This is a genomic window from Nonomuraea sp. NPDC003804, from assembly GCF_040610675.1.
In the GTDB taxonomy this organism is placed as follows: Bacteria; Actinomycetota; Actinomycetes; order Streptosporangiales; family Streptosporangiaceae; genus Nonomuraea.
The window spans coordinates 204,645-220,027 of sequence record NZ_JBEXMT010000002.1; the positions used below are offsets into that span (position 1 = coordinate 204,645).

Here is a 15,383-nt window from a genome sequence, read left to right on the forward strand (position 1 = left end):
ACCCGGCGTTCCCGTCGGACAGGGCGAAGCCCCGGAGCGGCGGCGGCCTGCTCCGGGGCTTCGGGCGAGCGTGATCGGGCGGACCCTACAGGTTGCCGCGACGCTCCTGCTCGCGCTCGATCGCCTCGAACAGCGCCTTGAAGTTGCCCTTGCCGAAGCCGAGCGAGCCGTGCCGCTCGATCAGCTCGAAGAACACCGTCGGGCGGTCCTGCACGGGCTTGGTGAAGATCTGCAGCAGGTAGCCGTCCTCGTCGCGGTCGACGAGGATCTTGCGCTGCTTCAGCTCCTCGATCGGCGCCCGCACCTCGCCGATCCTGGCGCGCAGCTCGGGGTCGTCGTAGTAGGAGTCGGGGGTGTCGAGGAACTCCACGCCCGCCGCCCTCATGTTGTCGACGGTCGTGAGGATGTCGTTGGTGGCCAGCGCGATGTGCTGCACGCCGGGACCGCCGTAGAACTCCAGGTACTCGTCGATCTGCGACTTCTTGCGGCTGATCGCGGGCTCGTTGAGCGGGAACTTCACCTTGCGGGTGCCGTCCGCGACGACCTTCGACATCAGCGCGGAGTACTCGGTGGCGATGTCGTCGCCGACGAACTCCGCCATGTTGGTGAAGCCCATCACGTTCCGGTAGAACTCCACCCACTCGTCCATCTTGCCGAGCTCGACGTTGCCCACGCAGTGGTCGATCGCCTGGAAGAAGCGCTTGGCCGGGGGCGCCACGATGGGCTCGGCCGCACGGTATCCGGGCAGGTAGGGGCCGGAGTAGTTGGACCGGTCGACCAGGGTGTGCCGGGTCTCGCCGTAGGTGGCGATGGCCGCGACCACGACCTTGCCGTTCTCGTCCTCCAGCGTGTACGGCTCGGCCAGCCCCTTGGCGCCCTTGGCGAGGGCGTGCGCGTAGGCCGCCTCGACGTCGGGCACCTCGATGGCCAAGTCGATCACGCCGTCACCGTGCTCGGCGACGTGGCGGGCCAGGTCGATGCCATGTCCGTGGTCGCGCCCGCTTCGGCCTTCGTCGGCGCGCTGCGGCCTTACCGACGCGCGGAACTCGAACCGCGCCCCGCCCGAGGCGAGGACGTAGGCGACCTCGTCCCTGCTGCCGTTCTCCGGGCCGCGGTAGGCGACCACCTTCATCCCGAACGCGGTGGAGTAGTAGTGGGCCGCCTGCTTGGCGTTGCCCACAGCGAACACCACGGCGTCCATGCCCTTGACCGGAAACTCATCGCTCATACCGATAACTCTCAATTTGTATGGACGCCTTGTGCAACTGTTACTTGAACCAGTGGACAATCTGTCCATGACCATCGACGAACTGGACGCCAAACTGCTCAGTCTGCTCTCCACTGAGCCGCGCCTCGGAGTTCTGGAGTGTTCGCGCCGGCTCGGCGTGGCCCGCGGCACGGTGCAGGCGAGACTCGACCGGATGATCGCCAGGGGGGTCATCACCGGTTTCGGCCCCGACGTGTCGGCGGCGGCGCTCGGCTACGACGTGACCGCGTTCGTCACCATGGAGATCCGCCAGGTGAGCGGCCACGATCCGGTCGCCGACCAGCTCGCGCGCATCCCGGAGGTGCTGGAGGTCCACACCATCACCGGAGGCAGCGACCTGCTGTGCAGGGTCGTGGCGCGCACCAACGCCGACCTCCAGCGCGTCATCGACCAGATCGTCGCCGTGCAGGGGGTTCTGCGGACTTCCTCGGTGATCGTGCTCGACACTCCGGTCCCATACCGAGTTCTGCCATTGGTCATGGATGTACCACGACGAGGCGTGCGAAAGTCTTAGCATCGTTACCGATCGTTTATTCTTGGCCTTCCGCCAGCTGACGGGGGTTTGCTGAGCGTGCGATCGGGGGGGAGTCTGTGGCGAAGAGCGTGGGCAAACGGCGGATTCTGCGATGGGTGGCCATCGCGTTCGGTGCCGGGATCCTCGCGACGGTCGCGCTGTTCGGCGTCGCATGGGCCATGACGCCCATCCCGGACAGCACCCAGAAGGAAGCCACGGCGCAGGGCTCGGTGATCTACTACCGCGACGGCAAGACGGTCCTGGCCAAGCAGGGCGTCAACCGCAAGAACGTCAAGCTCGCCCAGGTGCCGCCGCACGTCCGCGACGCCGTCATCGCCGCGGAGAACCGCTCCTTCTACACCGACAGCGGCGTGTCGCTGAAGGGCACCGCCCGCGCCGTGTGGTCCACCGTCACGGGGCAGCAGCTGCAGGGCGGCTCCACGATCACCCAGCAGATGGTCCGCAACTACTACAGCGGCCTGAGCCAGGAACGCTCGATCACCAGGAAGTTCAAGGAGATCCTGATCTCCATCAAGGTCGACCAGTCCAAGTCGAAGGACTGGGTGCTCGAGCAGTACCTCAACACCATCTACTTCGGCAGGGGCGCCAACGGCGTCCAGGCCGCGGCGCAGGCCTACTTCGGCAAGAACGTCGAGAGCCTCACCGTCGCCGAGGGCGCCTACCTGGCCGCGGTCATCCAGCAGCCCAGCAGGTTCGCCGACCCCAAGGGCGGCGACCGCGCCGCGGCCGAGGCGCGCTGGAGGGCGGTCGTCGACGCCATGGTCCAGACGGGCGCCCTGACCGCCGCGGACGCCGCCAAGCAGGACTTCCCCGAGCTCAAGAAGCCCAGGGCCGCCTTCGCGCTCAAGGGTCAGGACCAGGTCATGGTCGACAGGGTGCGCGAGGAGCTCAACGCCCGCGGCTACACCGACGAGCAGATCGACAGCGGCGGCCTGAAGATCGTCACCACCTTCGACAAGAACCTCATGGGCGCCGCCGAGCGCGCGGTGAAGTCCGTGCTGCCGGAGTCCACGTCCACGAAGGTGCGCACCGGCCTGGCCGCGGTCGACCCCGCGACCGGCGAGGTCGTCGCCTTCTACGGCGGAAGCAAGGACCAGTCGTGGGACAACGCCTTCTCAGCGAAGGTGCAGGCCGGTTCGACGTTCAAGCCGTACACGCTGGCCGCCGCGCTCGACAGCGGCCTGCCCCTCTCGACCACGGTCAACGGCAACTCGCCCATCTCCGTGCGCGGCGCCTCCCAGCCGATCCCCAACGACAGCGGGCGTTCCTACGGATACGTCGACCTGATCCGCGCCACCCAGAACTCGGTCAACACCGCCTTCGTCGACCTCGGCCAGAAGGTCGGCCTCGACAAGGTCGCCAAGGTCGCCGAGGCGGCCGGCATCCCCGCCGCCCAACTCGAGGCGCAGCGGGCCTACGCCTCCTTCCCGCTCGGCGTCTCCTCCGTCAGCGCCGTGCAGAACGCCTCAGGCTTCGCCAGCTTCGCCAACGGCGGCGTCCACATGGAGAGCCACGTCGTCAAGTCGGTGACCGACGCCAACGGCAAGAAGTCGGTCATCAAACCCAAGGCGACCACCGTGGTCAGCGAGCAGGCCGCCGCCGACACGATCTACGCCATGGAACACGTCGTCAAGTACGGCACCGGCACCGGCGCCCGCCTCTACGACCGGCCGGTCGCCGGCAAGACCGGCACCACCGACAGCAACGCCGCGGTCTGGTTCAACGGCTTCACCCCGCAACTGGCCACCGCGGTCAACATGTTCCGCGACGACAACAAGACCGTCGAGGTCCCCGGGTACGGCGTGCAGTTCGGCGGCCAGCTGCCCGCCCGCATCTGGAAGGCGTTCATGACGGAGGCGCTCGACGGCGAGCCCGTCGAGCAGTTCCCCCAGCCGTCGCAGTACGGCTACGACCGCTGGGACGACACCCAGGCCCCCCGCGGCGACGACCGCGGCCCCGACACCGGCTACGACGACGGTTACGACACCGGCTACGACCGGCCCCAGGACACCTGGCCGGGCCAGTGGAACGGCGAGCGGCAGGACGACCCGCAGAGCCCCCCGCCGTCCGAGCAGCCGGCCACGCCGCAGAACCCGGTCGTTCCCGAGGAGACCGACAGGGGCGAGGCCCAGGACACCGAGGCGCCGAACACCGGCCAGCCGGCCGAGCCCGACCGGCTGGACGACGCCTCAACCCGCCCCGGGGGCCGCTAGCTCGGCGAGCAGGCCTGAACCCGACCCGGGGCCGCCAGTTCGGTGAGCAGGCTTCAACCCGCCCCGGGGGCCGCCAGTTCGGCGAGCAGGTCGGCCGGGGTGGTCACCGGGAGGCGGCAGGTGAAGCCCCGGCAGACGTAGGCGGCGGGCGCCCCGCCGACCAGCCCCCGTTCCTCAAGCAACGGCACCCTGACACCGCCCGTGCCACCGTCCACGCCGCTGCCCGCGCCGCCGCCTGCGCTGGTGGTCGCGGGGCCTTCCGGTTGGGCGTCGCCCACGGCGATCACCATGCCCGGCACGTCGGCCAGCAGCGCCGCCCGGTGCAGCGCTCGCGTGCGCGGATCGTCCACGGGCCCCACGATCGCCACCTCGGCCGGCCCGGCCAGCGCGGCCTGCGCCACCGCCAGGCCCCAGCCCGCGAACCTCGCATGCCCAGCGGCCAGCACCGACACCGTGCCGAGCGCCGACGCGGCGGCCTCCCGGTGCCGCGCCGACCCGGTCAGCGCCGCGTACGACAGCAACGCCCCCGCCGCGGCGAACTGCCCGGACGGCGTGGCGTTGTCCGTCGGATCCTGGGGCCGCTGGAACAGCCGCTCGGCGTCGTCCGCCGTGTCGAAGAAGCCGCCGCGCCCGTCCGCGAAGCGGGACAGGACCACCTCCAGCAGCCGGTCCGCCAGCGCGAACCACCGCACCTCGCCCGTCACCCCGTACAGCGCGAGCAGCCCCTCGGCAAGGTCGGCGTAGTCCTCCAGCACGCCCGCGTTCCGCCCGGCGTGCCCGTCACGGGAGGTCCGCAGCAGCCGGTCGCCGTCGAGGTGCACCCGCTCCAGCAGGGTCGCGGCCTGCCGCGCCGCCTCCACCAGGTCGGGCCGCTCGAACACCGCTCCCGTCTCCGCGAGCGCGGCCACGGCCAGGCCGTTCCACGCCGCGACCACCTTGTCGTCGCGGCCCGGCCGTACCCGCTGGTCCCTGGCCGACATCAGCCGCGACCGCACCCGGGCGAACCGGTCGGCGTCGTCCGGGTCACCGAGCAGTTGCAGCACCGAGGTGCCGTGCTCGAAGGTGCCCGTCACCTCGAACAGCTCGATCGCCCACGCGGCGTCCTCGGGGTCGAGGACCTCCCGCAGCTGGGCGGGCGTCCAGACGTAGAACCTGCCCTCCTCGCCCTCGCTGTCGGCGTCGAGCGCCGAGGCGAAGCCGCCCTCGGCGGTACGCATCTCCCGTAGCAGCCAGTCGGCGGTCTCCGGCGCGACCCGCCTGGCCAGCGGCGCGCCCGAGGACTTCCACCAGTGCGTGTAGACCCTGAGCAGCAGCGCGTTGTCGTAGAGCATCTTCTCGAAGTGAGGGACCACCCACCCGGCGTCGACGCTGTAGCGGGCGAAGCCGCCGCCGAGCTGGTCGTAGATCCCGCCCCGCGCCATCGCCTCCAGCGTCCTGGCCGCCATGTCCCTGGCCGCCACGGCACCGTCGCCCTGGTATCTCAGCAGGAACTCCAGCACCATCGACGGCGGGAACTTGGGCGCGCCGCCGAAGCCGCCGCGCACCGGGTCGAAGGACCGCAGGAGGTTCTCCACAGCCACCGTCAGCGTCTGGGCCGTCGGCACCGGACCGCTCGGCAGCGTCGATCCGCCGGTGAGCGCCTCGACGACCTTCGAGCCCTGCTCCACCACCTGCCGCCGGTCCTCGGTCCACGCGGTGTGCACCCCGACGAGCAGGCGCTGGAACTGGGGCTTCGGGAAGTAGGTTCCGCAGTAGAAGGGGTGGCCCTCCGGCGTCGCGAACACCGTCATCGGCCACCCGCCCTGCTGCGTCATGGCCTGCGTGGCGCTCATGTAGACGGCGTCGACATCGGGCCGCTCCTCGCGGTCGACCTTGACGTTGACGAAGCGCTCGTTCATCAGGCGGGCGGTCTCGACGTCCTCGAAGCTCTCGTGCGCCATGACGTGGCACCAGTGACAGGCCGAGTAGCCGACCGAGATCAGCAGCGGCACGTCGCGCCGTCGCGCCTCCTCGAACGCCTCCTCGCCCCACTCGAACCAGTCGACCGGGTTGTCGGCGTGCTGCTGAAGGTAGGGGCTGGTGGCGTGCTTCAGCCTGTTCATAGGGCCAGCCTCTCACGCTCGCCACCACCGGCGACCGCCCCACCGACCACCGCCGTCCCCGCGCCCCCGCAACGCCCAGGCCCTTCCCCTCTCCCGGCCCCTACCTGGTCATTCCCACGCCCAGGCCCGCGCCGCCGTCCACGGCGGTCAGGACTCCTGCGCGGGTGTCGGCCGGCTCGGCGATCCTGCGTTCGAGCGCCTCGGTGGAGTGCGGGCCGAGGGTGGCGGGGGTCCGTGACGGCGGGGACCGGAGTCCTGCTGGGCGGCGCGCCCGCGGCGGACGGCACCCCGCGACCGGGGAGGCGCCAGACCGGCTTGCCGTACGGGCCGGGCCGGGAAGGCGGGTCGACCCACGGCAGGCCGGACACCGGCAGACCTGGAGGACGGACCCGGAAGGTGGGGGGATACGCAGAAGAGAGGGCTGGGTGGGTAGGTTACCGAGCGTGGACCTTGACTTCGTGAGCGCTCATGCCGAACGCGCCGCGACCGAGCTGACCCGCAGGGATGTGGCCCGCGCGCTGCTGGCCGTCCCGTCCGGGGTGGCGCTGGTGGCCCTGCCGGACCTGCGGCGGGCGATGCTGGCCGCCGGCAACCCGCTCTCGCCGGTCTTCTGGGACACCGCGAGGGCCACGCTCAGCTCGATCGAGGCCGGCACGGCCACGGTGGGCGACGTGCAACGCTGGCTGGAGGCCACCGGCAGCGAGCCGATCCTGCTCACGCCCAGCTACTTCGTCTGGCCCGAGGAGGACGAGCGCGGCCCGGTCGCCGAGGAGATGTACGCGCTCTTCGTCGCCTACCTGGAGCGGCGCGTCGAGGCGGGCGAGACCGACCCCGACGCCCTGGCGACGGGCGATCCGGCGGCCCGCGCCGCCTACGAGGAGCTGCAGGAGCGCTGGCTCAACACGGCGCTGCCGGACGGCAGGGTGCCGGTGCTGGTGGTGAGCGACGAGCAGGACGAGGAGTTGTTCGCGGCGTGGGACGAGGAGGAGTCCTACGCGCTGGCCGAGCTGCGAAGGATCCTCGACGAGCTGCCCAAACGCCCCGAGCTGCCGGAGCCCGAGCTGCGCCAGGCCGCGGCCAGGCTCAGGGAGGTGCTCGTCTTTCCCGGCTATCCCGGCAACGTGCTGCGGGCGTGCGCCGGGTTCGAGGGCGGGCTCATGCCCGACGACGACAGGGAGCTGTGGCTGTCGGTCGTCGCCGGGATCGCGGGCCCGGTCTCCGACCTGGACGAGGACGTGGACCTGGACCGGGTCCTGGGCCAGGACCAGGAGAAGGACCTGGCTCCTGAGCCGGCGGACGAGGACCTCACCCACGAGGAGGCGGTGCTGGCCGCGCTGTGCGCCATCCATCACGCCGACTGGCTGGCCGCGGTGGCGGCGCTGGCCCGGCTGGGGCCCGGCGTGCTGGCCTCGCCGGAGCGGATCGCCCGGCTCATCGCGGAGTCCGAGGACATCACGGTCGACATGGACGATCCCGACGACCTCGACACCACCGAGACCCTGTTCACCCACGTGACCGGGCTGTGGGCCTACCTGGGCATCGTGGACGAGGACGACGTCCTCACCCCGCTGGGCTGGTGGGGCCTGCCTGCGGCGCTGGAACGGGCCTGGTCGGCGGAGGAATGAGCGCGCAGCACGCCTATCCGGCCCGCGCCCGTGACCAGGGCGGCACGGCCACGGTTTCCTCACTCCCACGTCAGGGGGCGAGGTTCACCGTCACGCTGCCTCGACCAGGTCCTGGTAGTCGGGGTGACGGCTGATCCACTTGGCCACGTACGGGCACAGCGGCCGGACCTTCAGCCCGGTGTCCCTGCTCACGTCGAGAGCCCGCCTGACGAGCCGGCCGGCCAGACCCTGCCCCTCGAACTCCGGGGCGACCTCGGTGTGGGTGAACACGATGGCCGTGGGCAGCAGCTTGTACTCGGCGAACCCGGCGAGCCTGCCGCCCACGTGGATCTCGAAGCGGGACTCGTCCGGGTTGTCGACGATCGCGATCTCTTCGGTCACTTCTTGTCCAGGTCGGCCTCGTGGGGAACCTCGATCTTCGAGATCTGCTTGTTCATCGACTTGATGAGCAAGAACAGCGCGAATCCCAGGAGTGCCACGACGGTGAAGCCCAGGATGCCCGGGCTCACGTCACCAACGGCGAAGTACGTCACGCCGTCCAGTCTACGTGCGGGCGCACGCGGTCTCCTCGGCGTGTATGCCCGCGAACAGGTCGTCCTCGGGAAGCCTGGTGTCGACCAGCGAGCGCGCGAGGTGGTAGTCCTCGGTCGGCCAGATCTCCTGCTGCAGCTCCCGCGGGCACACGAACCAGAACCCGTCGGGGTCGACCTGGGTGGCGTGCGCCATCAGCGCCTCGTCGCGGGTCTTGAAGAAGTCGCCGCACGGCACCCGCGTCGTCACCGGCCACTTCTGCGGGCGGTCCTCCCAGCGGGCGATCCAGTCGGCGTACGGCGAGCCGATGCCGCGCTTGGTCATCGCCTCGTGCAGTGCCTCGAACCGCTCCTTGGTGAAGCCCATCTGGTAGTAGAGCTTCAGCGGCTGCCAGGGGTCGCCCGCGCCCTGGTAGCGGTCGGGGTCGCCGGCGGCGTCGAAGGCCTCGACCGACACCCTGTTGGTCATGATGTGGTCGGGGTGCGGGTAGCCGCCGTCGTCGTCGTAGGTGAGCATCACGTGCGGCCTGAACTCGCGCACCGCCGCCACCAGCGGCCTGGCGGCCACCTCGAGCGGCTGCAGGGCGAAGCACCCTTCCGGCAGCGCCTCCTCCTCGCTCTCGGGCAGGCCCGAGTCGACGAAACCGAGGAAACGCTGGCTGACTCCGAGGATCTCGCGCGCGCGGTCCATCTCCTTGCGGCGGACCTCGGCGATGTTGGCGACGATCTCGGGCCGGTCCATCTTGGGGTTGAGCACGGAACCGCGCTCACCGCCCGTGAGAGTACAGACGAGGACCTCAACGCCATCCGCGACATAACGCGCCATCGTGGCGGCGCCCTTGCTCGACTCGTCGTCGGGATGGGCGTGGACGGCCATCAGCCTCAGCGTGGCGCTCACTGGCTCGCTGTCTCCTCACATCGGACCGGGTCACTCGCCACAGGAGGTTTACTTCTCCTGGGCGGTCGCGGGGGCGCACCCCCTACAGGCGACAATTGTCTCGGACAACACCGCGGAGTGCAGGGAGATTCCGTCATGGCCACCAGAGATGCCGAGAACGGTCCGGTTCTCGGCACCCCGGACGACTTCATCGACCGCCCGGAACGGCAGGGCAGGCTCGTCGTCCATGTCGTGATCGCGGTACTGGTGGCGATCATCGCCGGCGGATGGGGTTACGTGATGTGGACCGCCACCGGTCAGGCCACGGTCCCGCAGCAGGTCATCGCCTTCGACGCGAGCAAGCCCGACTCCGCCGAGATCACGTTCGGCGTCGGCAGGCCGGCGGACAAGACCGTGGTGTGCCGGCTGAGGGCGACGGATGCCAACCATGTGGAAGTAGGTAGCAAAGAGGTAAGGATTCCGGCCGGTGAGGGGTATATCCAACTGAAGGAGCGCCTGGACACCAGTGCTCAGGCATCCTCAGTCCACATCCAGTCCTGTTATCTCGTATAGTGAGACGTTTGGGGAAGCGTTGAGCGTGTAAAGTTGTTACTCTTTCGCGATTCGCGGACCCAAGTGAACACAGGGCCCCCAAGGAAGCAAGGAGAACCCGTGGCCGACTCTCGCGATGAGAACGTCACCTGGCTGACGCAGGAGGCGTACGACCGCCTGAAGGAGGAGTACGACTACCTCTCGGGCCCGGGTCGTGTTGACATCGCCAAGAAGATCGAGGCTGCTCGTGAAGAGGGCGACCTGCGGGAGAACGGCGGGTACCACGCGGCCAAGGACGAGCAGGGCAAGATCGAGGCTCGTATCTACCATCTCAGGCAGCTCCTCGACAGCGCGAAGGTGGGCGAGGCCCCGAAGACCGAGGGCGTGGTGGGTCCCGGCATGACCGTCACGATCCGCTTCGAGGGCGACGACGACGAGGTCACCTTCCTGCTCGCCTCCCGCGAGGAGACCGGCGCACCCATAGACGTCTACTCGCCCAAGTCGCCGCTCGGCGCCGCGATCAACGGCAAGAAGATCGGCGAGAAGGCGACGTACGCCATGCCCAACGGCCGTCAGAACACGGTCGAGATCCTCGAGGCCGTGCCGTACATCGGCAACTGAATCCCGACCAGCAGATCCGCCGGGCAGCGGGCCCGGCGGATCTTCAGCGTGCGCAGGGAGGAATCAGGCAGGACCTGTCCTTCCTGGTGTACGGCGACCGCCCGCGCACGCCGCGGCCGCCCGGCCCGTACGGCCCGCCCCCGCCCAGGCCGCCCCGCGGCCAGCGGCTGGTGCCCTTCATCGCGGTGACGCTCGCCATGGTGATCGCCGCCGACGTGGCGTTACTCGGTGAGTTCTCCGAGAAGGAGCCGGCCCCGGCCGCCGTGACGGCCACGAAGCTGGCCCCGCGGGAGAACCTGGTCGCCGAGCGCGAGACGGCGCCCCCGGTGCAGCCGCTCGGCAAGCTGCGCAAGCCCAGCGTGTTCGTGGTGACGCGCAAGCCGCTGCGGCGCGCCACGATGGAGAAGGTCGTCAAGGTCAAGGGCATCCAGGCGGTGGAGCTGGCCGACGCCGCTTCCGTCACGATCGACGGCAAGCGGGTGCAGACGCTCGGCGTCGACCCCTCGAGTTTCCGGTCCTACACCCCCAAGGTGACCGCCTCGTCCGACGGCCTGTGGGCCAACATCGCGGGCGGCGACGTCGCCGTCTCCTTCGTCCTCGGCAACGACGGCGGGCTCTCGCTCGGCCGCAGCGTGCCGGGGCCGCGCGGGCAGCTCAGGATCGGCGCCTACGCGACGATGGGCATGGGCGCGGTGGACGCCGTCGTCTCCAGGGACAAGGCCCGCTCCCTCGGTTTCCCGCAGAACAACGCGATCGTGGTCAGCGCCCCGAAGGCCGACACCGCCACGCTGCGCAGGGCGCTGCTGCGGGTGCTGCCGAAGGGCTCGCAGGTGGCCGCGATCAACCCGGTGCTGGCCGCGCCGAAGAAGGTCACGCAGTGGAGTTCGGGCTCGTTCATGACGGCCGCGCAGCTGACCGCGGCGCTGCAGGCGGGGGCGGGCAAGCTGGGCCGGCCGTACGTGTGGGGCGCGGAGGGGCCGGACACCTTCGACTGTTCGGGGCTCGTGCAGTGGGCCTTCGCCCAGGCGGGCGTGCGCATGCCGCGCGTCACCCACCAGCAGTGGGTGACCGGGCCGCAGGTGCCGCTGGCGCAGGCGCAGCCCGGCGACCTCATCTTCTGGCGGAGCGACCCCACCAACCCCGGCTACATCTCTCATGTGGCGATTTATTGGGGTAACGGCAAGGTGCTGCAGGCGCCGAGAACCGGTGACGTGGTGAAGATCTCGCCCCTCAGCACGCGCAACCTGGCGGGCGTCGTGCGGGTCAGCCCGGTCATCGCCGCCCGCGTTCGCTGACAGCTTTCCTCCGACGGCACGACTGAGGCTGGCTCTTGTCCGGCAAGTATGTAATTCTCATTACATGGATACTGACGAAGCAACCAGCACGCTGCGGGCGTGGTTCACGGGCCGGCTGCCCGAGACCTGGTTCACCGGCCCCGTGACCATCGTCCTCGACCGCGAGGAGATCGCCGTCATCGGGACCCTCCCCGAGCCCGAGGCCGGCTCCGACGCTGAGAAGGCCGCCACGATCGACGGCCTCGTCCGGCGCTTCAGGGAGGAGACCAGGGAGCGCCGCATCGAGATCGCCACGGAGGCCGAGCGGAAGTTCCGCCGGAAGGTCTCGTGGGGCGTGACCTGCGGCGACGAGACGGTGATGTTCACCACACTGTCCGTGCCCGTGATGACCAGGCTGCGGCAGTCCGAGCGGCAGGTCCTCGACACCCTGGTCGCCGCCGGCGTGGCCCGCAGCCGCAGCGACGCGCTCGCCTGGTGCGTACGGCTGGTCGGCAAGCACACCGACACCTGGCTGACCGAGTTGCGCGACGCGCTGCAGCATGTCGACCGCATTCGCGCAGCTGGCCCTTCCGGAATGGACTGAACCAATCTCCTGATTGGTTTAGACCTTTCCTCTTGGTCTGGACCAATTAACTTTCTTTAAATCTCTTCTCGGTGGGTAGGTTCCCTCTCCATCAAGGCCTCTGCCTGCACAAAGGTCTACGCCAATTCGCCTTTGTCGGCATTAGTCGTTAATGATGACGTGGCCCAGATAAGAGTGGAGGAGCCGCTGCCGTGTCCCTTTCCGTTGATGTACCCAGCCCGACGTCCAACCAGAAATTGGCCGACTGGGTGAACGAGATCGCCGCCCTGACCCAGCCCGCCAGGATCGAGTGGTGCGACGGGTCCGAGGCCGAGTGGACGCGCCTGACGAACCTGCTCGTCGACCAGGGGACCTTCACCCGCCTCGCCAAGAGGCCCAACAGCTTCTACGCCAAGTCCGACCCGAGCGACGTCGCCCGGGTCGAGGACCGCACCTACATCTGCTCCGAGCGCGAGGAGGACGCGGGCCCGACGAACAACTGGATCGCGCCCGCCGAGATGCGCGCGACCTTCGGTGAGCTGTTCAAGGGCTGCATGCGCGGGCGGACGATGTACGTCGTGCCGTTCTGCATGGGACCGCTGGGCGGGGAGATCTCCCAGCTCGGCGTGGAGATCACCGACTCGCCGTACGTGGCGGTGTCCATGCGGATCATGACGCGGATGGGCGCTGAGGCGCTGCGCCTGATCGAGCAGCGCGGAGCGGCGCGAAAGGCCGAAGAGAGCGACGAAGGAGCCAACGAAGGCCGCAGCAAGCGCGACCATGAGCACGGCGACTTCGTCAAGGCCGTCCACACCGTCGGCGCGCCCCTGGCCGAGGGACAGCAGGACGTGCCGTGGCCGTGCAGCTCGACCAAGTACATCAGCCACTTCCCCGAGACCCGCGAGATCTGGTCGTACGGCTCCGGCTACGGCGGCAACGCGCTGCTCGGCAAGAAGTGCTACGCGCTGCGCATCGCCAGCGTGATGGCCCGCGACGAGGGCTGGCTGGCCGAGCACATGCTCATCCTCAAGCTGACCCCGCCCACGGGCGAGACCCGCTACATCGCCGCCGCCTTCCCGAGCGCCTGCGGCAAGACCAACCTCGCCATGCTCCAGCCGACCGTTCCCGGGTGGAAGGTCGAGACGATCGGCGACGACATCGCCTGGATGCGCTTCGGCGAGGACGGCAGGCTGTACGCCATCAACCCGGAGGCCGGCTTCTTCGGCGTGGCGCCCGGCACCGGCGAGACCACCAACGCCAACGCCGTGAAGACGCTGTGGGGCAACAGCATCTTCACCAACGTCGCGCTCACCGACGACGGCGACGTGTGGTGGGAGGGGCTGACCGACGAACCGCCGGCGCACCTCACCGACTGGAAGGGCCGCTCGTGGACGCCTGACTCCGAGGAGCCGGCCGCCCACCCGAACGCCCGCTTCACCACCCCGGCGTCCCAGGCGCCGACCATCGCCCCCGAATGGCAGGACCCCAAGGGCGTGCCCATCTCGGCGATCCTGTTCGGCGGCCGCCGCGCCACCGCGGTGCCGCTGGTCACCGAGTCGCTGAGCTGGCAGCACGGCGTCTTCCTCGGAGCCAACGTCGCCTCCGAGAAGACCGCCGCCGCCGAGGGCAAGGTCGGCGAGCTGCGCTACGACCCGTTCGCGATGCTGCCGTTCTGCGGCTACAACATGGGCGACTACTTCGGTCACTGGCTGTCCGTCGGCCGCCGCGAGGACGCGCAGCTGCCGCGCATCTACTACGTGAACTGGTTCCGCAAGGACGACGCCGGCCGCTTCATCTGGCCGGGCTTCGGCGAGAACAGCCGCGTGCTGAAGTGGATCGTCGAGCGGCTGAACGGCGAGGCCGAGGCCGTACCGACGCCGATCGGGCTGCTGCCGAGGGAGCTCGACACCGAGGGGCTCGACCTGTCGGAGGAGGACCTGCGCACGCTGCTCACCGTCGACCGTGAGGTGTGGCGGCAGGAGGCGGCCCTGATCCCCGCGCACTTCGAGAAGTTCGGCGACCACCTGCCCAAGGAGCTGTGGACCGAGTACGAGGCGCTCCTCGACCGGCTGTGATGTCGAGGCCATGCCGGGCGGGGACGGCCCGGCATGGCGGTGGACGGTTCCTCCGTGTGCCATGCGGCATACGCCTGCGCTCTTCCTGCGCGTGCCCGAACTGAGGGAAACTTTTGAGGGGACGCCACGCGTCTCATAAGCACACGGGGCGTCGTCCTTCCCTCAGGGGGCAGTACATGGCATTCGTTCTGTTCTTTCTCGCGTTACTGCTGGCCATCGCGGTCGCGAAGACCACGTCCTCGCTCCTGCGGGAGCACGCCAGGGTCCGGGAGGTGGCGGCGCACGCCGGCGGCGATCTGGGCCATTACGAGCTCGCCTACCTCGCCGGCGGCCCCCTGCGGGTCGTCAACACCGCGATCGCCCTCCTGGCCAGGGCGGGCGCGCTGCGCGTCTCCCGCGGCGGCCTGGTGCACCCCGTGGCGGGGGCCGACTCGGCCGATCCCGTCGAGCGGGCCGTGCTCGCCGCCGTGGCCGTGCTGCCCGGTGGCATGCCGGTGCACGCGCTGCGCCACGAGGTCGGCACCGGCCCCGCCATCGACGACCTGCGACACCACCTCATGGGGGCCGGCCTGCTCGTGCCCGACGGTTCGCTGGTGCCGGTCCGCACCCACCTGACCCGCGTGAGCGGGTTGTCGGGCCTCGCGGCCATACTCGGGATCTTCGCGGCGGTCATGCTCGTCGCCGGCGTCGTGCCCGTCGGGCCGCTCTCCGTGGCGACGGTGCTCATCTGCGCGATCGTCTGGCTGGCCGGCCGGATCGTCGCCCGGCGGCAGCGACGCGCCCTCACCAACATCCTCAGCCATGCCGGGCAGGCGGAGCTGCTCCGCGCCGAGCAGCGGCACGTGCGCGGGGCGGCCGCCCCCGACCTCGCCTTCGCCATCGGCGTGCCCGTCGCCCTGTACGGCCTGAGCGAGCTCGACGACGCGACCCTCAGGGACGAACTGGACGAGAAGCACAAGGCCGTCTCGTCATCGAGCTGCGCCTCGGGGTCCTGCGGCGGCGGGTCGGGCTCCGACACCCTCCACGGCGGCGGCGACTTCGGCTCCTCCTCCGACGGCGGCGGCTCCAGCTGCGGCGGCGGGTCCGGTTGCGGCGGCGGGTGCGGTGGCGGCTGCGGCGGCGGGTGACG

General features: G+C 70.1%; 14 protein-coding genes. 9 read left to right on the forward strand and 5 right to left on the reverse strand.

What is annotated here, in order from left to right; translation table 11 throughout:
* Nucleotides 1–85: 85 nt before the first annotated feature.
* A complete protein-coding gene (gene hppD / locus ABZX22_RS03225) occupies nt 86–1,228 on the reverse strand; it encodes a 4-hydroxyphenylpyruvate dioxygenase (RefSeq protein WP_354905648.1) in 1,143 nt (380 codons plus the stop codon).
* 67 nt (nt 1,229–1,295) lie between these two features.
* Here hppD and ABZX22_RS03230 point away from each other — a divergent pair, with 67 nt between their 5' ends.
* Together ABZX22_RS03230 and ABZX22_RS03235 are read left to right on the forward strand one after the other, a co-directional pair.
* The gene (locus ABZX22_RS03230; RefSeq protein ID WP_354905651.1) at nt 1,296–1,781 is read left to right on the forward strand and encodes an Lrp/AsnC family transcriptional regulator; all 486 of its coding nucleotides are present in this window, start codon (nt 1,296–1,298) and stop codon (nt 1,779–1,781) included.
* A 116-nt stretch (nt 1,782–1,897) separates the two neighbouring features.
* Nucleotides 1,898–4,015, forward strand: coding sequence for a transglycosylase domain-containing protein (locus ABZX22_RS03235; RefSeq protein ID WP_354905653.1), 2,118 nt, complete (start codon nt 1,898–1,900; stop codon nt 4,013–4,015).
* 53 nt (nt 4,016–4,068) lie between these two features.
* On the opposite strand, the gene ABZX22_RS03240 is transcribed toward ABZX22_RS03235, so the two are convergent.
* Entirely contained in the window at nt 4,069–6,117 is a 2,049-nt protein-coding gene (locus ABZX22_RS03240; RefSeq protein WP_354905656.1) for a thioredoxin domain-containing protein, read from the reverse strand.
* A gap of 443 nt (nt 6,118–6,560) precedes the next feature.
* On the opposite strand from ABZX22_RS03240, the gene ABZX22_RS03245 reads away from it, so the two are divergent.
* Complete coding sequence (locus tag ABZX22_RS03245) at nt 6,561–7,742, forward strand: hypothetical protein (protein WP_354905659.1); 1,182 nt, start codon at nt 6,561–6,563, stop codon at nt 7,740–7,742.
* 90 nt (nt 7,743–7,832) lie between these two features.
* Here ABZX22_RS03245 and ABZX22_RS03250 read toward each other — a convergent pair whose 3' ends face one another.
* The 3 genes from ABZX22_RS03250 to mca are packed head-to-tail and all read right to left on the reverse strand — an operon-like array spanning nt 7,833 to nt 9,170.
* Complete coding sequence (locus tag ABZX22_RS03250) at nt 7,833–8,123, reverse strand: GNAT family N-acetyltransferase (protein WP_354905662.1); 291 nt, start codon at nt 8,121–8,123, stop codon at nt 7,833–7,835.
* Complete coding sequence (locus ABZX22_RS03255) at nt 8,120–8,275, reverse strand: hypothetical protein (protein ID WP_354905664.1); 156 nt, start codon at nt 8,273–8,275, stop codon at nt 8,120–8,122. The genes ABZX22_RS03250 and ABZX22_RS03255 overlap by 4 nt, the downstream gene beginning before the upstream one ends.
* Nucleotides 8,276–8,285: 10 nt before the next feature.
* Entirely contained in the window at nt 8,286–9,170 is an 885-nt protein-coding gene (mca, locus tag ABZX22_RS03260) for a mycothiol conjugate amidase Mca (RefSeq protein WP_354905667.1), read from the reverse strand.
* Nucleotides 9,171–9,305: 135 nt separating this feature from the next.
* Between mca and ABZX22_RS03265 the strand changes: the two genes are divergently transcribed.
* The 6 genes from ABZX22_RS03265 to ABZX22_RS03290 all read left to right on the forward strand — a co-directional run bounded on the left by ABZX22_RS03265 (nt 9,306) and on the right by ABZX22_RS03290 (nt 15,381).
* Nucleotides 9,306–9,722 (forward strand): DUF4307 domain-containing protein, encoded by a 417-nt coding sequence (locus ABZX22_RS03265; RefSeq protein WP_354905669.1) that lies wholly within the window; start codon nt 9,306–9,308, stop codon nt 9,720–9,722.
* Between the two features lie 99 nt (nt 9,723–9,821).
* Complete coding sequence (gene greA / locus ABZX22_RS03270) at nt 9,822–10,322, forward strand: transcription elongation factor GreA (RefSeq protein ID WP_354905672.1); 501 nt, start codon at nt 9,822–9,824, stop codon at nt 10,320–10,322.
* Between the two features lie 86 nt (nt 10,323–10,408).
* The gene (locus ABZX22_RS03275) at nt 10,409–11,617 is read left to right on the forward strand and encodes a C40 family peptidase (RefSeq protein ID WP_354905674.1); all 1,209 of its coding nucleotides are present in this window, start codon (nt 10,409–10,411) and stop codon (nt 11,615–11,617) included.
* A 64-nt stretch (nt 11,618–11,681) separates the two neighbouring features.
* The gene (locus tag ABZX22_RS03280) at nt 11,682–12,200 is read left to right on the forward strand and encodes a hypothetical protein (protein ID WP_354905677.1); all 519 of its coding nucleotides are present in this window, start codon (nt 11,682–11,684) and stop codon (nt 12,198–12,200) included.
* A 191-nt stretch (nt 12,201–12,391) separates the two neighbouring features.
* On the forward strand, nt 12,392–14,254 hold the full coding sequence (locus ABZX22_RS03285) for a phosphoenolpyruvate carboxykinase (GTP) (protein ID WP_354905679.1): 1,863 nt from the start codon (nt 12,392–12,394) through the stop codon (nt 14,252–14,254).
* A 176-nt stretch (nt 14,255–14,430) separates the two neighbouring features.
* Complete coding sequence (locus tag ABZX22_RS03290; protein WP_354905682.1) at nt 14,431–15,381, forward strand: TIGR04222 domain-containing membrane protein; 951 nt, start codon at nt 14,431–14,433, stop codon at nt 15,379–15,381.
* Nucleotides 15,382–15,383 lie beyond the last annotated feature (2 nt).

Excerpts from the sequence above, each read along its gene's own strand:
- hppD (WP_354905648.1), bottom strand. The coding sequence starts at position 1,228 with ATGAGCGATGAGTTTCCGGTCAAGGGCATGGACGCCGTGGTGTTCGCT.
- ABZX22_RS03230 (WP_354905651.1), top strand. The coding sequence starts at position 1,296 with ATGACCATCGACGAACTGGACGCCAAACTGCTCAGTCTGCTCTCCACT.
- ABZX22_RS03240 (WP_354905656.1), bottom strand. The coding sequence starts at position 6,117 with ATGAACAGGCTGAAGCACGCCACCAGCCCCTACCTTCAGCAGCACGCC.
- ABZX22_RS03265 (WP_354905669.1), top strand. The coding sequence starts at position 9,306 with ATGGCCACCAGAGATGCCGAGAACGGTCCGGTTCTCGGCACCCCGGAC.
- ABZX22_RS03280 (WP_354905677.1), top strand. The coding sequence starts at position 11,682 with ATGGATACTGACGAAGCAACCAGCACGCTGCGGGCGTGGTTCACGGGC.
- ABZX22_RS03290 (WP_354905682.1), top strand. The coding sequence starts at position 14,431 with ATGGCATTCGTTCTGTTCTTTCTCGCGTTACTGCTGGCCATCGCGGTC.